At 59.0% G+C, this 24,700-nt stretch carries 25 protein-coding genes and 3 pseudogenes; 23 read left to right on the forward strand and 5 right to left on the reverse strand.

All coding sequences use genetic code 11. The annotated features are described in order from the left end of the window. Positions 1–96: 96 nt before the first annotated feature. The 3 genes from BK658_RS12290 (at position 97) to ccoM (ending at position 1,009) form a co-directional block, all read left to right on the forward strand. A complete protein-coding gene (locus BK658_RS12290; protein ID WP_123582508.1) occupies positions 97–438 on the forward strand; it encodes an aspartate-semialdehyde dehydrogenase in 342 nt (113 codons plus the stop codon). A gap of 147 nt (positions 439–585) precedes the next feature. Beyond that, positions 586–747 carry a hypothetical protein gene (locus tag BK658_RS29975; protein ID WP_007906621.1) on the forward strand — a complete coding sequence of 54 codons (162 nt, stop codon included), beginning with the start codon at positions 586–588 and terminating at the stop codon, positions 745–747. A 145-nt stretch (positions 748–892) separates the two neighbouring features. Then, positions 893–1,009 carry a cytochrome c oxidase subunit CcoM gene (gene ccoM / locus BK658_RS30585; RefSeq protein ID WP_007926603.1) on the forward strand — a complete coding sequence of 39 codons (117 nt, stop codon included), beginning with the start codon at positions 893–895 and terminating at the stop codon, positions 1,007–1,009. Positions 1,010–1,842: 833 nt separating this feature from the next. Here ccoM and BK658_RS12300 read toward each other — a convergent pair. The 3 genes from BK658_RS12300 to BK658_RS12310 all read right to left on the reverse strand — a co-directional run bounded on the left by BK658_RS12300 (position 1,843) and on the right by BK658_RS12310 (position 4,205). Continuing rightward, the gene (locus BK658_RS12300; RefSeq protein ID WP_123582510.1) at positions 1,843–3,318 is read right to left on the reverse strand and encodes an inorganic phosphate transporter; all 1,476 of its coding nucleotides are present in this window, start codon (positions 3,316–3,318) and stop codon (positions 1,843–1,845) included. A 376-nt stretch (positions 3,319–3,694) separates the two neighbouring features. Continuing rightward, on the reverse strand, positions 3,695–3,895 hold the full coding sequence (locus BK658_RS12305) for a hypothetical protein (protein WP_019692194.1): 201 nt from the start codon (positions 3,893–3,895) through the stop codon (positions 3,695–3,697). Positions 3,896–3,899: 4 nt separating this feature from the next. Next, positions 3,900–4,205, reverse strand: coding sequence for a hypothetical protein (locus BK658_RS12310; RefSeq protein WP_123582511.1), 306 nt, complete (start codon positions 4,203–4,205; stop codon positions 3,900–3,902). A 403-nt stretch (positions 4,206–4,608) separates the two neighbouring features. On the opposite strand from BK658_RS12310, the gene pcaR reads away from it, so the two are divergent. The 11 genes from pcaR to pcaC all read left to right on the forward strand — a co-directional run bounded on the left by pcaR (position 4,609) and on the right by pcaC (position 15,651). Continuing rightward, positions 4,609–5,451 (forward strand): pca regulon transcriptional regulator PcaR, encoded by an 843-nt coding sequence (gene pcaR, locus BK658_RS12315; protein WP_123582512.1) that lies wholly within the window; start codon positions 4,609–4,611, stop codon positions 5,449–5,451. A 186-nt stretch (positions 5,452–5,637) separates the two neighbouring features. Continuing rightward, positions 5,638–6,984: a 4-hydroxybenzoate transporter PcaK gene (pcaK, locus tag BK658_RS12320; RefSeq protein ID WP_103315439.1), complete on the forward strand. Its 1,347-nt coding sequence runs from the start codon at positions 5,638–5,640 to the stop codon at positions 6,982–6,984. A gap of 308 nt (positions 6,985–7,292) precedes the next feature. Further along, the gene (locus BK658_RS12325; RefSeq protein WP_019692197.1) at positions 7,293–8,150 is read left to right on the forward strand and encodes a CoA transferase subunit A; all 858 of its coding nucleotides are present in this window, start codon (positions 7,293–7,295) and stop codon (positions 8,148–8,150) included. Next, entirely contained in the window at positions 8,147–8,929 is a 783-nt protein-coding gene (locus BK658_RS12330) for a CoA-transferase subunit beta (protein ID WP_185019816.1), read from the forward strand. Before BK658_RS12325 ends, BK658_RS12330 begins: the two co-directional genes overlap by 4 nt. After that, complete coding sequence (gene pcaF / locus BK658_RS12335) at positions 8,926–10,131, forward strand: 3-oxoadipyl-CoA thiolase (protein WP_185019817.1); 1,206 nt, start codon at positions 8,926–8,928, stop codon at positions 10,129–10,131. The genes BK658_RS12330 and pcaF overlap by 4 nt, the downstream gene beginning before the upstream one ends. A gap of 39 nt (positions 10,132–10,170) precedes the next feature. Then, entirely contained in the window at positions 10,171–10,875 is a 705-nt protein-coding gene (gene pcaH, locus BK658_RS12340; RefSeq protein WP_123582515.1) for a protocatechuate 3,4-dioxygenase subunit beta, read from the forward strand. Position 10,876: 1 nt separating this feature from the next. Continuing rightward, positions 10,877–11,443, forward strand: a complete 567-nt coding sequence (pcaG, locus tag BK658_RS12345; RefSeq protein ID WP_123582516.1) for a protocatechuate 3,4-dioxygenase subunit alpha — start codon at positions 10,877–10,879, stop codon at positions 11,441–11,443. Positions 11,444–11,728: 285 nt separating this feature from the next. After that, complete coding sequence (locus BK658_RS12350) at positions 11,729–13,024, forward strand: MFS family transporter (protein WP_123582517.1); 1,296 nt, start codon at positions 11,729–11,731, stop codon at positions 13,022–13,024. Positions 13,025–13,073: 49 nt separating this feature from the next. Further along, on the forward strand, positions 13,074–14,435 hold the full coding sequence (locus BK658_RS12355; protein WP_123582518.1) for a 3-carboxy-cis,cis-muconate cycloisomerase: 1,362 nt from the start codon (positions 13,074–13,076) through the stop codon (positions 14,433–14,435). A gap of 12 nt (positions 14,436–14,447) precedes the next feature. Next, on the forward strand, positions 14,448–15,248 hold the full coding sequence (gene pcaD, locus BK658_RS12360) for a 3-oxoadipate enol-lactonase (protein ID WP_123582519.1): 801 nt from the start codon (positions 14,448–14,450) through the stop codon (positions 15,246–15,248). A 10-nt stretch (positions 15,249–15,258) separates the two neighbouring features. Continuing rightward, positions 15,259–15,651, forward strand: coding sequence for a 4-carboxymuconolactone decarboxylase (pcaC, locus tag BK658_RS12365; RefSeq protein WP_019692205.1), 393 nt, complete (start codon positions 15,259–15,261; stop codon positions 15,649–15,651). Between the two features lie 75 nt (positions 15,652–15,726). On the opposite strand, the gene BK658_RS12370 is transcribed toward pcaC, so the two are convergent. Then, entirely contained in the window at positions 15,727–16,626 is a 900-nt protein-coding gene (locus BK658_RS12370; RefSeq protein WP_123582520.1) for a polysaccharide deacetylase family protein, read from the reverse strand. Between the two features lie 150 nt (positions 16,627–16,776). Next, on the reverse strand, positions 16,777–18,039 hold the full coding sequence (locus BK658_RS12375) for an OprD family porin (protein ID WP_123582521.1): 1,263 nt from the start codon (positions 18,037–18,039) through the stop codon (positions 16,777–16,779). A gap of 618 nt (positions 18,040–18,657) precedes the next feature. Here BK658_RS12375 and BK658_RS12380 point away from each other — a divergent pair. The 9 genes and pseudogenes from BK658_RS12380 to BK658_RS30750 all read left to right on the forward strand — a co-directional run. Next, on the forward strand, positions 18,658–18,915 hold the full coding sequence (locus BK658_RS12380; RefSeq protein ID WP_123582522.1) for an Os1348 family RiPP precursor: 258 nt from the start codon (positions 18,658–18,660) through the stop codon (positions 18,913–18,915). A gap of 113 nt (positions 18,916–19,028) precedes the next feature. After that, positions 19,029–19,505 carry a GNAT family N-acetyltransferase gene (locus BK658_RS12385; protein WP_123582523.1) on the forward strand — a complete coding sequence of 159 codons (477 nt, stop codon included), beginning with the start codon at positions 19,029–19,031 and terminating at the stop codon, positions 19,503–19,505. Positions 19,506–19,519: 14 nt separating this feature from the next. Continuing rightward, positions 19,520–20,680 carry an aKG-HExxH-type peptide beta-hydroxylase gene (locus BK658_RS12390; protein ID WP_123582524.1) on the forward strand — a complete coding sequence of 387 codons (1,161 nt, stop codon included), beginning with the start codon at positions 19,520–19,522 and terminating at the stop codon, positions 20,678–20,680. Positions 20,681–20,696: 16 nt separating this feature from the next. Continuing rightward, entirely contained in the window at positions 20,697–22,664 is a 1,968-nt protein-coding gene (locus tag BK658_RS12395) for a multinuclear nonheme iron-dependent oxidase (protein WP_123582525.1), read from the forward strand. A 564-nt stretch (positions 22,665–23,228) separates the two neighbouring features. Next, positions 23,229–23,603: a DUF6124 family protein gene (locus tag BK658_RS12400; RefSeq protein ID WP_123582526.1), complete on the forward strand. Its 375-nt coding sequence runs from the start codon at positions 23,229–23,231 to the stop codon at positions 23,601–23,603. A gap of 146 nt (positions 23,604–23,749) precedes the next feature. Beyond that, positions 23,750–23,821 (forward strand): hypothetical protein, encoded by a 72-nt coding sequence (locus BK658_RS30735; RefSeq protein WP_404943178.1) that lies wholly within the window; start codon positions 23,750–23,752, stop codon positions 23,819–23,821. Positions 23,822–23,937: 116 nt separating this feature from the next. Further along, positions 23,938–24,039, forward strand: a pseudogene (locus BK658_RS30740) (DUF6124 family protein); the annotation flags it as partial. A gap of 116 nt (positions 24,040–24,155) precedes the next feature. Beyond that, positions 24,156–24,257, forward strand: a pseudogene (locus tag BK658_RS30745) (DUF6124 family protein); the annotation flags it as partial. 116 nt (positions 24,258–24,373) lie between these two features. Continuing rightward, positions 24,374–24,475: pseudogene (locus BK658_RS30750) on the forward strand (DUF6124 family protein); the annotation flags it as partial. Between the last annotated feature and the right edge of the window lie 225 nt (positions 24,476–24,700).

A 24,700-nucleotide genomic window follows, 5' to 3' on the forward strand; every position in this document is an offset into this window, starting at 1 on the left:
CCGAAGGTTTGGGCCGCGTTGGCTCGCAAGTTTGCGACCGATGGCTCAAGTCGCCACCTCAGCAGCCGACAGCCTGTTGTCAGGAGACTAATAACTATGCTGCCACCGATGCTCCCCTTGAGTGCCGTGCCGATTACTTCCCAGCAGGATCCGATTCGCCAGCGGCCGGATATTCCGCCGGTGGTGCCGGTGGAGGCGAGCTCCAGCGAAAGTACGATCGACCTGCACAAGCGCCATGCCGAAGAGTCGGCGCTGTTGTTGCGCGAAGAGCAGCGGCGTCAGCAAGCGCGCGACAAGCGTCGCCGCGAAGCCGAAGAGGATCCTGAAGAGCACTTGGCCGTGCCGGGTGACGAGTTGAACGCCGACAACACGGTGCCCGTTGTCCCGCTGATAGACGATCAGCCGCGCCAGGGGTTGTGGGTCGATATCGAGGTCTGATGCTTACACACTTTTTGTTGCGCTGTGATGCTGCTGGCGACTGGTCAGCGCCGGCTATTGGTCGCATTATTGGCAAACCTTGAGCGGGCAGGGTGACAGTAGTCACTTTGTTGCGCCTGTATTGACCTTGAAGATGTAAGCCACGCCATGAGCCAAGACGACAAGCTGATCGACCTCAACACCGAGCGTGCCAAGCGCGTGCATGACCTTAATGAAAAGCGCCTGAACGAAGTGCGCCAGGCTTTCGAGCAGGCCATGCCTTTGGGTAAAGCGAAGAAAAAGCCGAAAAACAAACCGAAAAAGCGTTGATCCTCCCTGTTTCCATTGATGCAGGTCAGTTATTTCCCTTCCTTTTACGCCCGGCCTTGGGCGGCATTGATCCCGGTCAATTTTCTTCTGCGCCCGATTGGGTAACTTAGCCCCATCGCAACAGGGCAAGTGCAGGAGGCCAGTCATGTTTTTCGATAATGTGGTGATTGCCGGAGTGCTGACAGTCGGCCTCATGGTTCTGTTTTTTGCCGGATTTGGATTTTTTATCTGGAAAGACGCACATAAGCGCAAAAAGCCTTAGGTCTTTCTGGAAGCACGAGCACGCAAGGCATTTTGGGCGACTTCGGTCGCCCTTTTTTTGCCTGTGGTTTCTTGCCGAGCCGGCGTTTGCAGGTGCGCTCGATTCAAATGTGGGAGCTGGCTTGCCTGCGAAGGCGGCCTGACAGCCGGCCTATTTCTTGCGGATGTACACCAATCAAAACTGTGGGAGCCGAGCCTGCTCGCGATGGCGGCCTGATAGCCGACCCATCTCCCGCAGGTGTACACCAATCAAAATTGTGGGAGCTGGCTTGCCTGCGATGGCGGCCTGACAGCCGACCCATCTCCCGCAGATGTACATCAATCAAAACTGTGGGAGCTGGCTTGCCTGCGATGGCGGCCTGACATCCGACCAATCTCTTGCAGGTGTACATATCCATTTCTGCGGTGATGGCCGCTTACGGTTTCGCTTTTACAGCGACTCCCTTTGGCAGACGCCCCAAAGGAAGCAAAGGTCTTCGCCCCAAGCGTACGGCACCTCGCCTAGGCTCGGCGTCCCCTCGCTCCGGTGTCCATCAGGGGGCATCGCCTACGGTCTGCTTCGCGACGACCTCCTCTCGATGTGTCCGGCTGCGCCGTACGGCGCTGCGCGCCCACCCCCTGATGAACACCTGCGCTCGGCCTTCCGAAGGGGCGGGTGGATCAAGATCAACAGCAAAGCACGGCGGCCTGACAGCTGGCCTGAGTGGTAGGGGCGTGTCACTTTGTTGTGGGTGGGGGGATTCTGAGCTGCCGCAGGCTGCGATCTTTTGGGACTCGCGGGCATAAAAAAAGCGCGACCTCCGGGAGGGCGCGCCTTTTGGGTTCGGCTATGAATCAGCTGCCGAGTGCCTTCGATGCCAGCCAGAACAGACCGGCCGACAGGGCCACCGTTGCTGGCAGGGTCAGGACCCAGGCCAGCAGGATGGTTTTCACGGTGCCGCCTTGCAGGCCACTTTTGTTGGCGATCATGGTCCCGGCCACACCCGAAGACAGCACGTGGGTGGTCGATACCGGCAGGCTGAAGATGTTCGCCAGACCGATCATGCCCGCAGTGGTGATTTGTGCCGACATGCCCTGAGCGTAAGTCATGCCTTGCTTGCCGATTTTCTCGCCGATGGTCAGTACCACGCGTTTCCAGCCAACCATGGTGCCCAGGCCGAGTGCCAGGGCGACCGCCAGAATCACCCAGAACGGGGCATATTCGGTGGTGGTGGTCAGGTCTTTGCGCAGTTTGTCCAGGTCAGCCTTTTCGCGGGCATCAAGGCCAGGCAACTTGCCGACCTTTTTCGCCGTATCGTCCAGGCAGAGCAGGTAGCGACGCACTTCAATGCGGCTTTCCTGCGACAGCGAGTGGTAGTCCGCTACACCCTTGAGGGTGCCGAGCAGGGCGGTAATGGTCGGTTCGGTCTGTTGCGGGTTGCAGCGGAATTTCTCCGGCAAATCGCCATCCAGGCTTTTGCCCAAGGCCAGGAACTCACCCAGGGTATCGGCATTGCGCTTATAGAACTGGCTCAGGTGCAGGGTCGCATCGCGAGTCCGTTCGATCTGGTAGGTGGTGCTGCTCAGGTCGAGTACGAACTGTGCCGGCACGATACCGATCAATACCAGCATGATCAGGCCGATGCCTTTCTGGCCATCGTTGGAGCCGTGAACAAAGCTGACCGCCATTGCCGAGATCACCAGAACCAGGCGGTTCCAGAACGGCGGGTGTTTCTTGTCGTCAAGCTTGCGGCGTTGGTCCGGTGTCTTGTGCATCTTGGACAGGGGACGCCACCATTTCAAGCCAACCAGCACCAGCGCGGCTACCAGGAAGCCGGCTATTGGGGAGAACACCAGCGAGGAGCCGATATCAATCGCTTTCTGCCAGTTGACACCGTCAGCCAATGGAATGTCGTTGATCAGGGCGTTCGCCAGACCCACACCGAGAATCGAACCGATCAGAGTGTGAGAGCTGGAGGCCGGGATACCGAAGTACCAGGTCCCCAGGTTCCAGGTGATGGCCGCAGCGAGCAACGAGAACACCATCGCCAGCCCGTGTCCGGTATTCACATTGATCAGCAGCTCTACCGGCAGCAGGTGGACGATGGCATATGCCACGCCAACGCCGCCCAGCAACACGCCGAGGAAATTGAACACACCGGAAAAGAACACGGCCAGATGAGGCGGCATGGCTTTGGTGTAGATAACAGTGGCAACCGCGTTAGCGGTGTCATGAAAGCCGTTGATGAACTCGAAGGCGAGGACAAAGGCCAGGGCGAGCAAGAGGCTCACAAGCACCCAAGCATCCAGTCCGCTGAATAAATCGATCATGAAGGTTTTCTGACCCGGTCATAAGGGGGCGCGATTATGCCAGAAAACCCTGCTAATCAATGCACTTGCTGCTCATCGGTTACATTCTTCAACGATTTAGTGTGTAACAAGGCCCTAAGTCCCAGCGTTGTCGTAGGTTTTTCAAGCCTTTGATTTCATTGGGTGTCGCGGCGCACGCCGGCATTTCAGCGACTTCGATGGGAGGCCGAACGGTGTGTGTGAAATATCTGTAAGGAGGGCCAGCCAAGCGCCAATAACCTCATCCGGTAGGAGTGAGGTGGCAATCGCCGGCTTTTAGCAGGCGCGATATGGGACGCCAATTCATTCAGCGTGTAGCTGAAGGCGACGCAGGCCCTGAAAACTCAAACCTTTCCGATTATGGCTCTTCGGCTTTGAGTTCCTTTTCCATCTTCTGCAGTTCCTGGGTAAAGGCCTGATCGAGGATGCTGGCGCGTTTACGCCAAGGTTTGCGTTCCGGGTCGGGCTGAGCGGCGTAGGTGGTGACTTCCCCGCCGTAAACTTCCTTGTAACGTTGTTCCTGGCGCTCAAGTTCCGCGCGCAGTTCTTCTTTCGTCACAGTGTTACCTAATTGAGTTGAGATAAATTCTGGTGATACGCACTGCATTCGTTGTGTCGGTCACACGCCTATCGAGCAGAGTGTCCGGGAAGACACCCATTGCGACAGCGTTGTGCTTGACAGCTTCCTTCGTGCAGGCGGCCACGGCACCAGAGCAGAACCACTGACGTAGCATCAGTTTCTTTGTTTTTTGCAAACGCATGGATCGGGCATTCGAAATGAGCGTCAGGCGTTTGCCAGCAGGAAGCAGGGTTGAAACCTCGCGCTGCCTGAGTGATTGGATCCCGTAGTTTCCAACAAGCACGGTCATCACTGAGTTGCATTATAGCGGCCGATTGGCAGAACACTATCTCGAATAACTTAAAAGTGCTTCGTTCTGTGAATTTGTTTTGTTACCCGCAAGTCGTGTGTGCGGTGCACTTTTGGGCAACGTCTTTAACAAACCCATTTCCTGGCGCCATTAAGTCGTACAAGTTGAGTGGATTAGAACGTGGTTGTTATTCAGTGTCAGCTAAAGTGTCAAAATCTGTAATGAGCGGTTCCAGGTCTTATCGGAAAATGTACTCGCAATCCTAACGCCATTTGGCCGTGCCGTCAGTTGATTGCGATTATCGATTAATGGTTCGATAATCGCCCAACCTTGGCTGCCGATGCTTGTACGCAAGCTCCGGAGCAGCTTGTAATAGCTATCAAACTCTGGGGAATGACCTGAAATGAACGATCAATTGCGCAATTCCTTTGCTTCAGTGGCGCCGCCGATCGTTGCTTCGCCGGCCAAGCGGATTCAGGCATTCACTGGCGATCCGGACTTCATGACCTCCCTGGCCCGTGGCCTGGCGGTGGTCCAAGCGTTCCAGGAGCGCAAGCGGCATCTGACCATCGCGCAAATCAGCCACCGTACGGAAATTCCCCGCGCCGCCGTACGCCGTTGTCTGCATACGCTGATCAAGCTCGGCTACGCGACCACCGATGGTCGAACCTATTCGCTGCTACCCAAAGTCCTGACCCTTGGCCATGCCTATCTGTCCTCGACGCCGCTGGCGGTTTCGGCCCAGCCTTATCTGGACCGCATGAGCGAACAACTGCACGAGGCGTGCAACATGGCCACGCTGGAAGGTGATGACATCTTGTACATCGCCCGTTCGGCAACCACCCAGCGTCTGATATCCGTCGATCTGTCAGTGGGCGGGCGGTTGCCGGCTTACTGCACCTCCATGGGGCGGATTCTTCTGGCCGCGCTGGACGATGCATCGCTGTACGACTACCTCGAACATGCCGAATTGCAGGCCAAGACCAGCCGCACCCTGCATACGCGCGAGTCGTTGCTTGAGTGTCTCCAGGAAGTTCGGCAGCAAGGCTGGTGCATTGTCGACCAGGAGCTCGAGCAAGGCCTGCGCTCGATTGCCGTTCCGGTGTACGACGCATCCGGTCAGGTGCTGGCTGCGCTGAATGTCAGCACCCACGCCGGACGGGTCAGCCGCAACGAACTGGAGCAGCGCTTTTTGCCCGGGTTGTTGAGTGCCAGCCGTGAGTTGAGTGCCCAGCTGTTTGCGTAAGCTGTTCGATAAACGCACGGAGTCGCGTTTGGTGAATTGACGCTGTTTCCCTTGCCTCATTAATGTCGCGGCAGCGTCATCCGCTGCTGTTGGCCACTGCTCCTGGCGCCGGAAGACGACCGAATAATAATGAAGAGGCGATTGCCCGCACGTATTCGCCTGCGTTTCTTGCCTGGAATAAAAATAATGAACCAGCCTCAATCCGCTGTCGGGAACTGCCTCGATGTGCAGTCCTTCATCAATGCCCAACCGCTGTCGCGCTATCAATGGCGGGTGGTGATCCTGTGTTTCCTGATTGTGTTTCTAGATGGCCTGGACACCGCTGCCATGGGTTTTATCGCACCTGCGCTGTCTCAGGATTGGGGGATCGACCGCGCCAGTCTCGGCCCGGTGATGAGTGCCGCGCTGATCGGCATGGTCTTCGGCGCGCTGGGCTCAGGACCGCTGGCTGACCGTTTTGGACGAAAAATCGTACTGGTCGGCGCGGTGCTGTTGTTCGGCGCCTTCAGTCTGGCGTCGGCCTACAGCACGAATGTCGAGCAACTGCTGGTGCTGCGTTTCCTGACCGGGCTTGGCCTGGGCGCCGGCATGCCGAACGCCACCACGCTGCTGTCGGAGTACACCCCGGAGCGCAAAAAATCCCTGCTGGTGACCAGCATGTTCTGCGGTTTCAACCTGGGCATGGCCGGTGGCGGTTTCATCTCCGCCAAGCTGATCCCGGCGTTTGGCTGGCACAGCCTGTTGCTGATTGGTGGGGTTCTGCCGCTGATTCTCGGGGTGGTGCTGTTGTTGTGGTTGCCGGAGTCGGCGCGTTACCTGGTAGTGCGCAATCGCGGCACCGACAAGGTGCGCAAGGCACTCGCGCCGATTGATCCGGCGACTATTGCCCAGGCATCGAGTTTCAGCGTACCCGAACAGAAAACCGTAAAGGCCCGCAACGTATTCGCGGTGATTTTCTCCGGCACTTACAGCACCGGTACGTTGTTGCTGTGGCTGACCTATTTCATGGGGTTGGTCATCGTCTACCTGTTGACCAGTTGGCTGCCGACCCTGATGCGTGACAGCGGCGCGAGCATGGAGCAGGCAGCCTTCATTGGTGCGCTGTTCCAGTTTGGCGGTGTGCTGAGTGCAGTGGCGGTGGGGTGGGCGATGGACCGGTTCAATCCGCACAAGGTGATCGGTACTTTCTACTTGTTGGCCGGGGTGTTTGCCTACGCGGTAGGGCAAAGCCTGGGCAACATCACACTGCTCGCAACGTTGGTGCTGGTCGCCGGTATGTGCGTCAACGGCGCGCAATCGGCGATGCCGTCGCTGGCGGCGCGCTTCTATCCGACTCAAGGCCGGGCCACGGGCGTGTCGTGGATGCTCGGGATTGGCCGTTTCGGGGCGATTCTCGGCGCCTGGATGGGGGCGACGCTGTTGGGCCTGGGCTGGAATTTCGAACAGGTGCTGACGGCATTGGTGATTCCGGCCGCGCTGGCCACCACGGCGGTGGTGATCAAAGGCATGGTCAGCCATGCGGATGCGACCTGAAGGCAGGATTCAGATGATCGTTCCCACGCTCCGCGTGGGAATGCCTCAATGGACGCTCTGCGTCCGCTTTTGGGACGCGGAGCGTCCCGGGCTGCATTCCCACGCTGAGCGTGGGAACGATCTGGGCAAGGTTTACCCGCGATGATCCAGCGAACGATAGGAAGACAACAATCTGTTCGATAAACGAACACTTAGTCGATTATCGGATTGTTTGGGGTTTTTCGGCAGCTTAATCTTCAGTCATTCCGGCGCTGCTTATCGTGCCTTGTCCTCCACATCGGTTTACTGAGAATCGGGAGTCCAACCCCATGGCTGAAATCCTTTCGCTGCACGACGCGGTGAAGCAATTCGTCAACGACGGCGATACCGTCGCGCTTGAAGGCTTCACGCACTTGATTCCGACCGCAGCGGGTCATGAAATCATTCGTCAGGGCAAGAAAGACTTGACGCTGGTGCGCATGACCCCTGATCTGGTCTACGACCAATTGATCGGTGCCGGTTGCGCTCGCAAGCTGATTTTCTCCTGGGGCGGTAACCCGGGTGTGGGCTCCCTGCACCGTCTGCGCGATGCCGTCGAGAAACAGTGGCCGCATGCGCTGGAAATCGAAGAGCACAGCCACGCCGACCTGGCCAATGCCTATGTTGCGGGCGCCTCCGGCCTGCCGTTCGCAGTGTTGCGGGCCTACGCCGGTTCCGACTTGCCGAAGGTCAACCCGTTGATCAAAAGCGTGACCTGCCCGTTCACCGGTGAAGTGCTGGCGGCGGTGCCATCGGTGCGCCCGGACGTCACGGTGATCCACGCGCAGAAGGCCGATCGCAAGGGCAACGTCTTGCTCTGGGGCATTCTCGGGGTGCAGAAGGAAGCCGCATTGGCGGCCAAGCGCTGCATCGTCACCGTTGAAGAAATCGTCGACGATCTGAAGGCGCCGATGAACGCCTGCGTCTTGCCGACCTGGGCCTTGAGCGCGGTTTGCCATGTGCCCGGCGGCGCGCATCCGTCCTACGCCCACGGTTACACCGAACGCGACAACCGCTTCTATCAGGCCTGGGACCCGATTGCCCGCGACCGTGAAACCTTCACCGCGTGGATCAACGAATACATCCACGGCAGTGCTGACTTCAGTGAATTCCAGGCCAAGCTGGCCGCTGCAATGGAGGCTCAATAATGGCTTACTCCACCAATGAAATGATGACCGTCGCCGCCGCTCGCCGCCTGAAGAATGGCTCGGTGTGCTTCGTTGGTATCGGCCTGCCGTCGAAAGCGGCCAACCTGGCGCGTCTGACTTCCTCTCCAGACGTAGTCCTGATTTATGAATCGGGTCCGATCGGTGCCAAGCCGACCGTATTGCCGCTGTCGATTGGTGACGGCGAGCTGGCGGAAACCGCCGACACCGTCGTCCCGACCGGTGAGATTTTTCGCTACTGGTTGCAAGGCGGGCGCATTGACGTCGGCTTTCTCGGTGCCGCTCAGGTCGACCGTTTTGGCAACATCAACACCACCGTGGTCGGCGATTACCATCAGCCGAAAGTCCGCCTGCCAGGTGCCGGCGGTGCGCCGGAGATTGCTGGCTCGGCGAAAAGCGTGTTGATCATCCTTAAACAGTCGGCTCGTTCGTTTGTCGACAAACTCGACTTTATTACCTCCGTCGGCCATGGCGAAGGCGGCGACTCGCGCAAGCGTCTCGGCCTGCCGGGCGCCGGTCCCGTGGGGATCATTACTGACCTGTGCATCATGGAACCGGAAGCCGGCACCAACGAGTTCGTGGTCACCGCGCTGCACCCAGGCGTGACCCGCGAGCAAGTGATCGCCGCCACCGGTTGGGCTGTCCGCTTTGCCGATCAGGTGGAGCACACCGCCGAACCGACCGCCATCGAGTTGGCTGCACTGCGCGATCTTGAAGCGCGTACTGCTGCTGCCCACGGCCAAGCACCGGGAGAAGCCTGATGCGCGAGGTTTATATCTGCGATGCGATTCGCACACCGATCGGTCGTTTTGGCGGTGGTTTGTCGACGGTTCGCGCTGACGATCTGGCTGCCGTGCCGATCAAGGCACTGATGGAGCGTAACCCGAGCGTCGATTGGAGCGCTGTGGACGAAGTGTTCCTCGGTTGCGCCAACCAGGCCGGCGAAGACAACCGCAACGTGGCGCGCATGGCATTGCTGCTGGCCGGGTTGCCGGACAGCATTCCCGGCGTGACCCTCAATCGCCTGTGCGCCTCGGGCATGGATGCCATCGGCACCGCGTTCCGGGCAATTGCCAGCGGTGAGATGGAGCTGGCGATTGCCGGCGGTGTCGAGTCGATGTCCCGCGCACCGTTTGTGATGGGCAAGGCCGATGCGGCGTTCTCGCGCAACATGAAACTGGAAGACACCACCATCGGCTGGCGCTTTATCAACCCGGTGATGAAGGCTCAGTACGGCGTCGATGCGATGCCGCAGACGGCCGACAACGTGGCCGACGATTACGCGGTTTCCCGCGCTGATCAGGATGCTTTCGCACTGCGCAGTCAGCAACGGACGGCGGCCGCGCAAGCTGCCGGCTATTTCGCCGAAGAAATCGTTCCGGTGCGCATTGCCCACAAGAAAGGCGAAAGCGTGGTCGAGCAGGACGAGCATCCGCGCGCTGACACCACTCTGGAAACCCTGAGCAAGCTCAAACCGGTCAATGGTCCGGACAAAACCGTCACCGCTGGCAACGCCTCAGGCGTGAACGACGGTGCTGCGGCGCTGATTCTCGCGTCTGCCGAAGCCGTGAAAAAACACGGTCTGACGGCCCGTGCTCGGGTATTGGGCATGGCCAGCGCCGGCGTCGCGCCACGGGTGATGGGCATCGGCCCGGTGCCGGCGGTGCGCAAGTTGACCGAGCGCCTGGGCGTGGCAGTCAGCGATTTCGATGTGATCGAACTCAATGAAGCTTTTGCCAGCCAGGGCCTGGCGGTGTTGCGTGAACTCGGTCTGGCCGACGACGCAGCGCAGGTCAACCCGAACGGTGGCGCTATCGCTTTGGGCCATCCGCTGGGCATGAGTGGTGCGCGGCTGGTACTGACGGCGCTGCATCAGTTGGAAAAAACCGGCGGCAAGAAAGCGCTGGCGACCATGTGCGTTGGCGTTGGCCAGGGTCTGGCACTGGCCATCGAACGGGTCTGATGCGCTGCCGCGCTATCGAACAAGAAAAGAGGACGTTTCATGACTGACAAGCCTGGTTACCGTCGCCCGCAAGCGGGCACCCAGCCGGAATATTTGCACCCGGCCTATCAATCGACCAACCGCCGTTCGCCTTCCAAGCCGTTGGTGTTTTTGCCTCACTCATTGTCGGAAATTACCGGTCCGACCATTGGCGCCGAGTCTCTGCAAGAACGGGACAACGACCTGACCGCCCAACATCAGGGCGCGCCCTTGGGTGAGCGGATCATCATTCACGGCCGTGTGCTGGATGAGAACGGCTTGCCGGTGCCGGGGATTCTGGTGGAGATCTGGCAGGCCAACGCCGCTGGCCGCTATAACCATGACCGCGACCTGCATGATGCGCCGCTGGACCCGAACTTTACCGGCACCGGCCGCACCGTGACCGACGCCGATGGCTGGTATCAGTTCCAGACCATCAAGCCTGGCGCTTACCCGTGGGGTAACCACCACAACGCCTGGCGCCCGGCGCATATCCATTTCTCGCTGTTCGGGCCGAGCATTCTGACGCGCCTGGTCACGCAGATGTACTTTCCGGGTGATCCGTTGCTGGCCTACGACCCGATTTACAACTGCGTACCCGATCCCAGCGCCAAAGAGCGCTTGATCGCCAGTTTCGACCTGGAAAAAACTATCCCGTCCTACGCCCTCGGTTATTGTTGGGACATCGTTTTGCGCGGCCGCGATGCCACGCCGATGGAGAAATAAGATGACGCTGAACGCGACGACGTCCCACACAGTCGGGCCGTATTACCACATCGGTCTGACTTGGTTGAACCGTGAAAACCTGACCGTTGAACAAACCCTCGGCGAGCGTGTGACGATCACCGGGCAAGTGGTCGATGGCAACGGCGATTTCGTCAACGACGCGATGCTGGAAGTCTGGCAGGCCAATGCCGCTGGCAAATATGATCATCCAGAAGATCAGCAGGACAAACCGCTGGACCCGAATTTCGAAGGGTTTGGCCGAGTACCGGTGGACGCAGAAGGGCGATTCCGTTTTACCACCATCAAACCGGGGACAGTGCCGGGGCTCAAGGGCAGTACCCAGGCGCCGCACTTGGTGGTGCTGGTGTTTGCCCGTGGCCTGGTCAAGCACTTGCTGACGCGAATCTACTTCGAGGATGAGCCGACCAACACCGGTGACCCGCTGCTGGCCTGTGTGCCTGAAGAGCGCCGCACGACCTTGATGGCGAAAGCCAACGGGACGGGCACGTTGCAGTGGAACGTGATCTTGCAGGGCACCGAGGCCGAGACGGTGTTTTTCGATTATTGAGTTCACCGCACTTCTGTGGCGAGGGAGCTTGCTGTGGCGAGGGGGCTTGTCGGAACGCCGCACCGCCCCGTTCGGCTGCGAAGCAGTCGTGAAACCCGCGAGCGCGCTCTATCTGACAGATCTCGTTCGCAGGATTTGGGCTCGCTTCGCAAGCCAACGGGGCGGTGCGGCGTTCCGACAAGCCCCCTCGCCACGGTGATTGTTGATCCTACTGGGTTTGTTCTGTGGAGCGGGGCTGTTGCAAAGTATGTCTAGACTCTCTCTGTCCCCATTGAGTGAAAAACCATGACAACAATAACCAGTCACTACACCGCTGAAGAGCGTGGCAAAAGAATCTTTGCAATTGTCGGGGCGTCTTCCGGCAACCTGGTCGAGTGGTTCGATTTCTATGTTTACGCCTTCTGCGCGATCTATTTTGCCCCGGCGTTTTTCCCCTCTGACAACCCCACGGTGCAACTGGTTAACACCGCCGGCGTGTTCGCCGCAGGGTTTTTGATGCGTCCCATCGGCGGCTGGCTGTTTGGCCGGGTGGCCGACAAGCACGGGCGCAAGAATTCCATGATGATTTCGGTACTGATGATGTGCGCCGGCTCATTGCTGATCGCCTGCCTGCCGACCTACAAGGACATCGGCGTCTGGGCACCGCTCCTGCTGCTGGTGGCCCGCTTGATCCAGGGCGTGTCGGTGGGCGGTGAATACGGCACCACCGCGACCTACATGAGTGAAGTCGCGCTCAAGGGCCAGCGCGGTTTCTTCGCCTCGTTCCAGTACGTGACCTTGATCGGTGGCCAACTGCTGGCAGTGTCGTTGGTGGTGATCCTGCAACAGTTCCTGACTGAAGACGACCTGCGTGCCTGGGGCTGGCGGATTCCGTTCGTGGTCGGTGCGCTTGCCGCATTGATTTCGCTGTTCCTACGCCGTTCGCTGAAAGAAACCACCAGCAAGGAAATGCGCGAAAACAAGGACGCCGGCAGCATGGCCGCGTTGTTCAAGCACAACACCGCCGCCTTTATTACCGTGCTCGGTTTCACCGCCGGTGGTTCGCTGATTTTCTACACCTTCACCACCTACATGCAGAAGTACCTGGTAAACACCGCCGGGATGCCCGCCAAGACCGCCAGTTACATCATGACCGGCGCACTGTTCCTTTATATGTGCATGCAGCCGTTGTTCGGCACGCTCGCCGACAAGATCGGCCGGCGTAACTCGATGCTTTGGTTCGGTGCCTTGGGAACACTGTTCACCGTGCCGATCCTGCTGACCTTGAAGTCGGTGACCAACCCGTTCCTGGCGTTTGGGCTGATCACCGTGGCATTGGCCATCGTGAGTTTCTACACCTCGATCAGCGGTCTGGTGAAAGCCGAAATGTTCCCGCCGCAAGTCCGTGCGCTGGGGGTGGGCCTGGCCTACGCGGTGGCCAATGCGATCTTCGGCGGTTCGGCCGAGTACGTGGCCTTGAGCCTGAAATCGTTCGGCATGGAAAACTCCTTCTACTGGTACGTGACGGCGATGATGGCGGTCGCCTTCCTCTTCAGCCTGCGTTTGCCTAAACAGGCAGCGTATCTGGAAAACGATCTTTGACTTGTCGGCGCGCGCCTGAATCGGGCGCGCGCCGCGTAAGGAATCCCCTATGCAACGACCGGGCAATCAATTGTTCGATGCCTATTTCACGGCTCGAAATATGCGTGAGGTGTTCAGTGATCAGGGCCGGGTTCAGGCAATGCTCGATTTTGAAGCCGCATTGGCCCGGGCCGAGGCGCGGGTCGGGCTGATTCCGGCATCTGCCGTTGCACCGATCGAGGCGGCCTGTCGGGCCGAGCACTACGACTTTGCTGCCCTTGGCGAGGCGATTGCAATTGCCGGTAACTCGGCGATTCCGCTGGTGAAGGCGCTGGGCAAGCAGATCGCTGCATATGATCAGGACGCCGAACGTTACGTGCATCTGGGCGCGACCAGTCAGGATGTGATGGACACGGGGCTGGTGCTGCAACTGCGCCAGGCACTGCAATTGATCGACAGCGATCTGGCGCGACTCGGCGAAGCATTGGCGATCCAGGCCCGGCGCCATGTGCTCATGCCACTGGCCGGACGTACCTGGCTGCAACATGCGACGCCGGTCACGCTGGGGATGAAAGTCGCCGGTTGGCTGGGGGCGGTGACGCGCAGTCGGCAACGTCTGCACGCACTCAAGCCGCGCCTGCTGGTGCTGCAATTTGGTGGCGCCAGCGGAACCCTCGCAGCTCTCGGCGAGCAGGCCATGCCGATTGCCGAAGCGCTGGCGCAGGAGCTGCAACTCACGTTGCCGGAGCAACCCTGGCACACCCAGCGTGACCGGCTGGTGGAGTTTGGTGCAGCGCTTGGCCTGATCGCCGGCAGCCTCGGCAAACTGGGCCGCGACATCAGCCTGCTGATGCAGACCGAGGCGGCGGAAGTCTTCGAACCCTCGGCGCCGGGCAAGGGCGGCTCCTCGACCATGCCGCACAAACGCAACCCGGTGGGCGCTGCGGTGCTGATCGGTGCTGCGACGCGTGTTCCCGGATTGCTGTCGACACTGTTCAGCGCCATGCCGCAAGAGCACGAACGCAGCCTGGGGTTGTGGCATGCCGAGTGGGAAACCTTGCCGGAAATCTGCTGCTTGGTGTCCGGTGCCTTGCAGCAAGCGCTGTTAATTACAGAAGGGCTGGAGGTCGACGCCGAGCGCATGGCGCAGAACCTCGATTTGACCCAGGGCCTGGTGCTGGCCGAAGCCGTGAGTATCGTACTCGCCCAACGGATCGGTCGCGACAAAGCCCACCATCTGCTGGAGCTGTGCTGCAAACGCGCGGTGGCCGAGCAGCGACATTTACGTGCGGTGCTCGGTGATGAGCCACGGGTGACTGCCGAGCTATCGAGCGCTGAACTCGATCAATTGATGAACCCTGCGCACTACCTTGGTCAGGCTCAAACCTGGGTTGAGCGTGCGCTGGCCGAACATGTTGCCCTGACTGCCTGAAGGAGAATTTCTGTGGGATTCGTACAACTCGCCGACGGCGAACTGAACTACCAACTCGACGGTCCGGAACACGCTCCGGTGCTGGTGCTGTCCAACTCGCTGGGCACCGACCTGCACATGTGGGATGCGCAGATTCCGGCGTTCACCCAACACTTTCGGGTGCTGCGTTTCGACACTCGCGGTCATGGTCGTTCGCTGGTGACGCCGGGGCCTTACAGCATCGAGCAGTTGGGCCGTGACGTGCTGGCGCTGCTGGATGCCCTGAACATCGAGCGCGCCCATTTTTGCGGCCTGTCCATGGGTGGGCTGATCGGTCAGTGGTTGGGGATCAACGCTGGCGAGCGTGTGCACAAACTGGTGGTGTGCAATACCGCGGCAAAGATCGGTGATCCTTCTGTATGGAACCTGCGTATTGAAACCGTACTGCGCGACGGTCCGGCGGCGATGGTCGCACTGCGCGATGCGTCGATTGCCCGTTGGTTTACCCCGGACTTTGCCCAAGCCAATCCGGCGGTAGCGAAGCAGATCACCGACATGCTCGCCGCCACTTCACCGCAAGGTTATGCAGCCAATTGCGCGGCGGTACGCGATGCCGATTTCCGCGAGCAACTGTCCTTGATCAACGTGCCGACACTGGTCATTGCCGGCAGCGAAGACGCGGTCACGCCACCTTCTGGCGGGCACTTCATTCAAGAGCGGGTGAGAGGCGCCGAGTACGCGGAGTTCTACGCCGCCCATTTGTCCAACGTTCAGGCCGGCAGCGCGTTCAGTGACCGGGTGCTGAGTTTTTTGTTGGCTGAAAAGTCTATCTGAGGAGCGATTTGTGGACGAAAAACAACGTTACGCCGACGGCATGCAAGTGCGTCGCGCGGTGCTCGGCGATGCCCATGTCGATCGCAGCCTGGCGACCCTGACCGAGTTCAATGCAGAGTTTCAGGACATGATCACCCGCCACGCCTGGGGTGACATCTGGACCCGCCCTGGCTTGCCACGCCACACCCGCAGCCTGATCACCATCGCCATGCTGATCGGCATGAACCGCAACGAAGAGCTGAAACTGCACCTGCGTTGCGCGGCGAACAATGGCGTCACCCGCGCCGAGATCAAGGAAGTGCTGATGCAGAGCGCGATCTACTGCGGCATCCCGGCGGCCAATGCAACCTTCCACCTGGCCGAGTCGGTGTGGGACGAGTTGGGTGTCGAATCGCGCGAGTAGTCACGACCTCAGGCCCTGACACGACTGTCAGGGCCGCAATGCTTCAGCGCGGACTCCCCGTTTACATGGTGTGTCTCAATGGGAGTTGCTGTCCCAGAACCAGCTCCACACGCCAGGTAAATGGACCGGTTGGTTGGCATCGCGAACCGTGCGGGCCATGGCGGCCTGTTGCACGGCTGCCTGGTCGTCGTAAAACGGTTTGGCTGCGGTCGTCACGCCGGTCTCGCGGGCGCTGTCGAGCAGAATCTGTAGATATTCCTCCATATGCCAGGACGTGTAGCGATTGAGGTCGTGAAACGTCACCACCACTGGAATAACCCCGTCGACCGTCGGCAGTTCGCCGGCCGCAATCCGTTCGCGCACCTCGGACATTTGCCTGAGCATGTTGGAACGCCGGCGCGGGCTGCCATTGAAGCCCCATATCTTGCCGTCATTGGCGCTCAGGTCGGTCAGCAACACATGCAATCCATGCTGTTGATACGCGGCGAACGTGCGTTTGTCGTAATTCCAGAACGGCGGCCGCAACAGTACCGGCGTGCTGCCTGTGATCGCCGCAATGTCCGCAGAGCCTTGGGTGAGCGACTGTTCGAGTTCTTCCGGGGAGAGCGAGCGGTGATTGGTATGCCACTGCGTGGCGGTGTGGAAGCCCAGGGTCTGGCCCTCGGCGTGTTCACGCTGCATGATTTTTTTGCCCAGTTCGCTGCCACCGGCCCGGGGGGCTTGTGTCTGCACGAAGAACACGGCCTTGATACCCGGTTCAATCGGGTTGTTGGCGAGTACATCGAGAACGGCACTGGTCGGATTGAAAAAACTGGACGCGCTTGGACCATCGTCGAAGGTCAGCAGAAAGCGGATCGGCGGGGTCGAGCGCAGAATCTGCTCGGTCTTCGGGGTCAGTTCGATCGGCGGGCCGATACAGCCACTGAGGCCGACCGTAACGGCAAGGACTGATAAGACAGCAGCGATCAGTTTCATGTTTTTGCTTTGGCCTACGACAGATCAGGACGAATGCAGACTGTCGGCGCGCAGTGATTCACTACGCCGCAGAACCGTCGCTCCTATGGAAGTCTCCATAGGAGCATAACGGTGCTGAACGGTTCATGTCCTCGCGGTATTTTTTTCGAGTCAGAGCAGGCTGATCGGATAGCTGACGATCAGGCGGTTTTCGTCGAACTCGTTGTTGCTGTAGTTCCGACGCATGGTCGAGTTGCGCCACCTGACGTTGAGGTTTTTCAGGCTGCCGCTTTGCACGGTGTAGCCGACTTCGCTCTCGCGGCCCCATTCCTTGCCGTCTGTGACGGTCCCGGTGTGCACATTAGAACCGCTGATGTAGCGGTTCATCAGGGTCAGGCCGGGAATGCCGAGGGCAGCGAAGTTGTAATCGTGGCGCAGTTGCCAGGATTTCTCCCGGGCGTTGTCGTAGCTTGAGTTGTAACTGTCGTTGGCCAACGTTCCGCCGCTGGTGCCGTTGACCCGCATCCAGGCATTGTCGCCGGTGAGTTTCTGCAAGCCGACATAGAAGGTGTTGCCGCCATATTTGGCCGAGAACAACCCGGACCAGGTTTTGTTATCGAGGTCGCCGGCCCGTGCGCTGCCATCTTCCTTACCATAGAAGAAGCCAAGGTTGGCGCCCAGCGTCCAGTCGCCCAGTGGCTGGGTGTGGACCAGGTTGATAAATTGCTGGCTGTAGATGTCCTTCAGCTGGGCATTCCACACCCCGATTTGCGTGCGCTTGTCGTTAAAGCTGTATTCGGCGCCCTCAAAGTTGAAACGGTCGGACGTGACGGCGGGTTTGCCGGTCATCGACATGTCACTCATGCTGCTGTCGTCACGCGGGCTGTTGCCGCGCATTTGACCACCGTAGAGCGTCAGGCCGTCGATTTCCTTCGAGGTGACCTGGCCACCACGAAACGTTTGCGGCAACGAACGCCCATCGTCCGAACGCAGGATCGGCAACACCGGCATCCATTCACCGACTTTCAACTCGGTCTTGGAAAGCTTCGCCTTGAACGCCACGCCCAGACGTCCGAAGTCATCAGCGGGGCGACCATCGTGGTCCAGCGGCAACAGTTGCGTCCCGCCGGTGCCGCGTCCGCCATCGAGTTTCACCGAGTACAGGCCCAATACGTCCATGCCGAAACCGACGGTGCCCTGGGTAAACCCGGATTTGGCATCGAGGATGAAGCTTTGCGTCCATTCTGCCGCCGTGCCCTGCGCATGGGTCGGGTTGGTGAAATTGCGGTTGAAGTAGAAGTTGCGCAGGTTGAGGTTGGCTTGGGCGCCTTCTAGAAAACCCGATTCCTCGGCCAGCGCCGGCAGGGCCGCGCTGACCAGTGCGGTGGTCAATAGAGTCGGCAAAAGCTGTTTTGCACAGGTGGAAGGCTTCATGAAGTCGGTCTCTCTAATTGTTAGGGATGAAGCAGGACGCAGTCGCAACCTGGGGTTGCAGACAAAAGTTCGAATTCGGGTAAGCGAACGGGCGGGATCAGCCGGAGCGGGTAGGGTGCGCAGTCATGGTGCCGGGCCTGTTGTTATTGGTTCTTGTAGGTGGGGGAATGGTGCGGGGGATCAATGGAGGGATTCAATCGGGCGTACCGGGTTTTGGGCGATAATCGAACACTAATCGATGCCTGTCGAGGGGCTGATGAAGGGAACATTGTTAATTAAATCCCCAGGTTATCCGGGGCAATAATGGTTGCTGAATTGTGTGATCTATTAATGGCGCGCCTGTGCGGGGTTGAAATTAAATAGAAGTATTTATTACTTTGGTTGTAAGCGCTTTCCCACAGTTCTTGTTGTCATTAAACGACTATTGATAATCGCCAGTTAACCTTAAGAAACGGTGTTATCGATTATCGTGAAACGGTTTAAAGGGAACCGTGGGTGTGGCTGGAAAAGAACAGTGGCCTTGCTATATTCAAAGTCCTCATGGCGGGCAAGGGAAAGTTTCATGCTTCGTCAGGGGGGTGCATTTTTCGTCATACCGTAATAACAAGGAGAAGTACCATGAGCAATAAAGTCAATCAGCAGACCTTGGCCGCGGTTGTCGGACGTGCCGTGCTGGATCCGGGGTTTGCCGATGCACTTCACAATGATCCTGCCACGGCAGCTAAAAATGTCGGTGTGCATCTAAGTGCTGATGAAATTGCGGCGGTTAAAGGCATTGATGCTGCAAAACTGTCGGCCGCCTCTGCCAGTATTCGAAGCAATCTGGGGACGCGTGCCATATTTGATACCCAGCAACAGCAAGCGCGCATGGATTAACGGCCGGTGATGCCATTTGGCGTACCCCGAAAGGTGGGTCTTTCACGCCGGTACGCCGAATGGCTTTATGAAATGTCATGAGGCACAGCGGTCGGGCGCGGAGTGAATGACTCATGTCTGTCACCTTGACTCCAATGGATAACGCGGACTTTGTTGTTTTCGCCGACAGAGCCGTTGCTGAGTATGGCGAGGGGATGGTCGTCGCGGGTGAGTGGGCCCATGAGGAGGCCTCGCAAAGGGCACGCAGTGTCTTCGAGCAATTGTTGCCGCAAGGGCGACTGACTGAAAAAAACCAATTCTGGGTGATCAAGGATCAAGAACGTCGTATCGGCGAGTTGTGGGTCGCCGAGCGACACACTGGTGTCGGCAAGAGTGCCTTCATCCTGGATATTTACATTGACTCTGGAGAGCGCCGCCAGGGCTATGCAAAACAATCACTGTTGGCCCTCGAGTCATGGGCACGCCAGGCGGGATGCAAAGAAGTGCGACTGCATGTCTTTGGTCGCAACGATGCGGCGCGTCGTCTTTATGAACAATCAGGGTATGGCATCGCCAGTCTGACGATGGCGAAGCCGTTGCCGCCTACCTAAGGGAAGGTTGAAAAATGGAAATCGGGAACAGTGGTCTGCGTGAGCTATCCGATGACGAGTTGTTTCAGGGTACGACATTTCTGCCGGACACGGAGCCTTCACGATTTGACGTATTGCTGGAACGTGTCAGTCGAAATCGCTACACAAGTTTTGTTGCGCTGTACACCGAACTTTTTCAACTGTTTCCCAATGCTCCGCAGTTGGCGGAATTTTTCGAGCAGGCATTTAATCTTATCGTGCCGCCGACCCGCGAGCAGCGCGTGATTATTAATGATCCGGTGTTTCAGGTGTGGAGTGTATTGACTGCTCATTATGCCAACCTGGTCATCACGAAAAAGGCGGCGAATACCGATGCGTTAGAACACATGTTGATCGAGTTCCCACTGATGCTGGCGCGGGTGAAAAGAAACGACAGTGTTCACATGAATGATTATTGCCCACCGGTGTATCGTTTTAATGTTGATCCGTTGGTGATGAGAGTGGGACCGCCTAGTTATGAATTTCCGGAAGATGAAGCGACCCGCAAACAATTGGAACGTCATGGTCATTCCGTGAGTTTTTTTTGTGATGTGGTGAATATTGCGCTGTTGCGAATAGAACACACGTGGCCCGCCTGTCGCGAACAGTTTAGAAAACTGGTCAAGTCCATATGTTATTTGCCCGATGGTTCATTTCGAAGCTGCTCGGCTTCGCGCTTCACCGGGATCATCCTCATATCGAACCGGGATGATTCGATACTCGACCTCGAAGAGTCGCTGGTGCATGAGGCCACTCATCAGTTGCTCTACAACATTGTCGAAGTGTGCCCGGTGGTCAAGGATGAGACCTCGCGGGAGGCATTGTTCACCTTGCCGTGGTCGGGGCAGAAGCGTGACCTCTATGGCTATTTCCATGCGTTTTTCGTGTACGTCGCGTTGGTCAAATACCTGGAGCGGGTTCGTTCGCGCTCGTCCCATGAACTGCAACGGGCACAAAAACGCCTGGTGTTCATCCTGCAAGGCTTGATCAAGGCGTTACCGGATTTCGAAGCTTGCACGGATTTCACCCCTCAAGGGCGCCAACTGCTGGAGAACCTGATCAAAGAAGTCAGCGCGCTGGAAACTCAACACGCCGCGTTGTTGGCGATATCGGGCGCTGCAGCGGGGGCTAAACGCATGCTGGGCCTGACCGGTTGACGCCAGGGAGGCGGACATGGCGATGTTTGATGCTTCGCAATTTCCCGAGGCCGGCGTCGGGCTGGAATACCATTTGCCACGGCACGCTCCTCAGGATGAGTTATCGGAGGAGGGGCTCGACCCGACCGTCGAACGGATTCTCGCGGAGGGGTTGCCGCACTTCGATTACGTCGAGTTTCAACCGACGCACTGCATTCTGGAACCGCGTCTGCTTGAGCTCGGTGCGCAAGTACCGAGCTTGCTGCATTCTTCCAGTTTGTCCCTGGGGAGCGTGGGTATCGCGATGGACCGCGAGTTTCTGCAAATGACTCGGCGGCTGTGCGAGAAAACCCGCTCGCCCTGGCTGGCCGAGCATATTTCCTGGTCGCGGTTCCACGGTGGCGACACTCAGCACTTCATTTTGCCGACCCTGGCCCAAGAAGTGGCTGACACGGTGGTGGCCAACGCCATTGAACTGCGTGACCTCACGGCAACGCTGCTGGTATTGGAAAACGCGCCGCGGTTGTTTTCGTTGCACGATACACAAGAACAATCTGAAGGCGCGTTCATCTCCAGGGTGGTGGAGCGCAGTGGCTCTGGCTTTCTGCTGGACCTCGACAGCGCAATCGCGACCGCCAGGACCCTGGGTTACGACCTGAACAACTACTTGCGTTCGTTGCCGCTGGACCGGCTGATTGAAATACATACCGGCCATCCACGGCGGGATTGGGACATCTTGCGTCACTTGTTTGATTCATCGCCGGTGAAAGCGATCACCCTTGAGTGGGATATTTCCCGCAAAACCGATGATGCAGAACTGTTGACGTTGATCACGGCCATCAAGTCCTTGAGACCCAAGGCGTTGTTCTGGCAGGGACGCGATCAGCCGGGCGTGCAAGAAACACAGTCGGAGGGTGCACAAACCCTGCTCAAACTCAGGGAAAGCACCTGGCTCAGCGTCGGCTCGGCGTCGTTTTTTATCCGCGATCGGCAGTGGGACCTGAGTCTGGAATTCGGTGTGATGTTTCTGCCGTTGCTGCACCACTTCCTGACTCCCCAGACACTGGGCAGTGCCTTGTTGCTGCCGGGCGTTTTGCAGAGTCCCGAGCAGGACGACAATCTGGCGTTCCTACGGGAACTGATCAGTCTGGGTGTCTTGCAGCAGGTCGAGACGCCATCTGACCCTTCCGTTGAGCGTAGCCACCCGGCCAGCCTTTGGGCCCATTGGGACGCGGCGCTGGAGTTTTACCTGAGCACCCGGACCGGGTCGCACACGCCCTACATCAGCGTCAGCGATCTGGAAACGCAGCTTGAGCAAAAGGCCTCGACGCGACGTCAGCCATCGGCGTTCAAGGATTATTTCTCCCATCCTTTCGTTGCCCTGGAAAACCCGTTGCTGGTGCCTTCCTGCACAATCGCCCAATCGACATTGCTCGACTCACTGTGCGAGCGCCGCACTTCGCGAACCTTCAGCGACCAGCCGCTGAGCGCGCAGCAATTGTCCCTGTTGCTCTACTACACGTGGGGCGCGACGGTCATGGAGCAGAACCGCATGGGGGATTATTTCCTGAAGAAAACCTCACCGGCCGGCGGTTCGCTGCAGGGCACCGAGGTTTATGCGGTGCTGATGAATGTGCAAGGTTTCGAACGTGGTCTTTACCACTACTCGGTACGCCGCCACGGGCTTGAGCTGCTTTCCCGGGAAGACCCGCGAGTCTGGATCAGCGAAGCCTGTGGCGAACAGCCGTGGATCAAGGACGCAGCGGCGGTGTTTGTGTCCACGGCGCGGGTCGAGCGGATGGCCTGGAAATACGAGTTCAGCCGGGCACTGAGGGTGGCACTGATGGATGCCGGGCATTTGAGTCAGACCTTTTCACTGGTGGCCACCGCCCTTGGGCTGGGCTGTTTCACCACCGCGGCATTACGCGATGAACTGTTCGAAAACCGGCTGGGACTCAACTATCTGGAGGAGCCGGTGTTTCTGGTCAACGGGGTTGGGGGTTGAGGCGTTCTGTCATTTGAAATTGGCCCCCATAAAAACCGTTGATGAAGGCTAATGCATCCGTAGCAGCTGCCGAGCCCGCGAGGCTGCGTTAGAGGCGGGCCGCGTTCGGACGCAGTCCTCGCAAACCCTGCATACGCGGTACGTCTGAAAAAACGTGTTGCCTGATTTTACGACCGCTCTGCGGCCGAACGCCGCCTCGCGGGCTCGGCAGCTGCTACGACGGGTGTTTAAGCTTGCCCACGCTGTGCCCATCAGAGGCTACAGCGCCTTGCGTCACGGCCTACACCTGCGCCAGAATCCGCCGGCTTGTGCGCCTTGGTCGTCGCCTCTATTGTTTCCGTGTCGCTGATTATCAGCGATCGGGTTTGGTAGCCTGGACACACGGCGCACAGCGTCACCTTATGCAGGTGCTTTTTGTCGGCATTTGCTTTTATGGTGGCCATGCGCAGGGCGCCCTCGGGCGCGCCGGTTTCCAAGTGTCCGGTCTACCAACCCGCGTATGGCCACCACCCTTCGTTTGGTAGCGAGGGTGATGGCTCCTCTACTTACATTTGGAGTTTCATCATGTTCAAGGCCACACCGAATCCCCCCGAAACCGATCCGGTTTCCCCCTACGCCTCCCTCGACTCAAAAGAACTCCACGCCGCCGCGCACCGTGCGCTCGACCATTACCTGGTGCTGCCCGAGACCAAGCAATTGTTAGCCGACCGACGCCCGGGCTGCATTTTCGTGATCGCTCCCGACGTCGACAGCGAAACCCTGCTGGCCCACACCTGCGAGACCCTCGCCTCGGCCAATGTCATGGCCAGCGATCTGGCGTTCGACCTCGAAGGCCCCAAACGCAATACCGCACTGGCGATTCAGCAAATGATTTCCCTGGCCGAGTTGGCGGTGAATCGGGCGCTGGACCACCTCGACCCACCGGACTCACCGCAGTAGCACGCCAACACGCTGATCGTTCCCACGCTCCCGCGTGGGAATGCAGCCCGTGACGCTCCGCGTCACTGGACGCGGAGCGTCCCCAGAGGCATTCCCACGCGGAGCATGGGAACGATCAACGAAATACCGCGCTGGCGATTCAGCAGATGATTTCCCTGGCCGAGTTGGCGGTGAATCGGGCGCTGGATCACCTCGACCCACCGGACTCACCGCAGTAGCACGCCAACACACTGATCGTTCCCACGCTCCCGCGTGGGAATGCAGCCCGTGACGCTCCGCGTCACTGGACGCGGAGCGTCCCCAGAGGCATTCCCACGCGGAGCATGGGAACGATCAACGAAATACCGCACTGGCGATTCAGCAAATGATTTCCCTGGCCGAGTTGGCGGTGAATCGGGCGCTGGACCACCTCGACCCACCGGACTCACCGCAGTAGCACGCCAACACGCTGATCGTTCCCACGCTCCCGCGTGGGAATGCAGCCCGTGACGCTCCGCGTCACTGGACGCGGAGCGTCCCCAGAGGCATTCCCACGCGGAGCATGGGAACGATCAACGAAATACCGCGCTGGCGATTCAGCAGATGATTTCCCTGGCCGAGTTGGCGGTGAATCGGGCGCTGGATCACCTCGACCCACCGGACTCACCGCAGTAGCACGCCAACACGCTGATCGTTCCCACGCTCCCGCGTGGGAATGCAGCTCGTGACGCTCCGCGTCACTGGACGCGGAGCGCCCCCAGAGGCATTCCCACGCGGAGCATGGGAACGATCAACGAAATACCGCGCTGGCGATTCAGCAGATGATTTCCCTGGCCGAGTTGGCGGTGAATCGGGCGCTGGATCACCTCGACCCACCGGACTCACCGCAGTAGCACGCCAACACGCTGATCGTTCCCACGCTCCCGCGTGGGAATGCAGCTCGTGACGCTCCGCGTCACTGGACGCGGAGCGTCCCTAGAGGCATTCCCACGCAGAGCATGGGAACGATCAACGAAAGACCGTGCTGGCGATTCAACAGATGATTTCTCTGGCCGTGCTGGCGGTGAATCGAGCGCAGGCTCCTACGCGGGACACAGCCCAAAAAAAAGCCCACCAAA

The sequence above is a fragment of the Pseudomonas brassicacearum genome (genome assembly GCF_003732175.1).
In the GTDB taxonomy this organism is placed as follows: Bacteria; Pseudomonadota; Gammaproteobacteria; order Pseudomonadales; family Pseudomonadaceae; genus Aquipseudomonas; species Aquipseudomonas brassicacearum_G.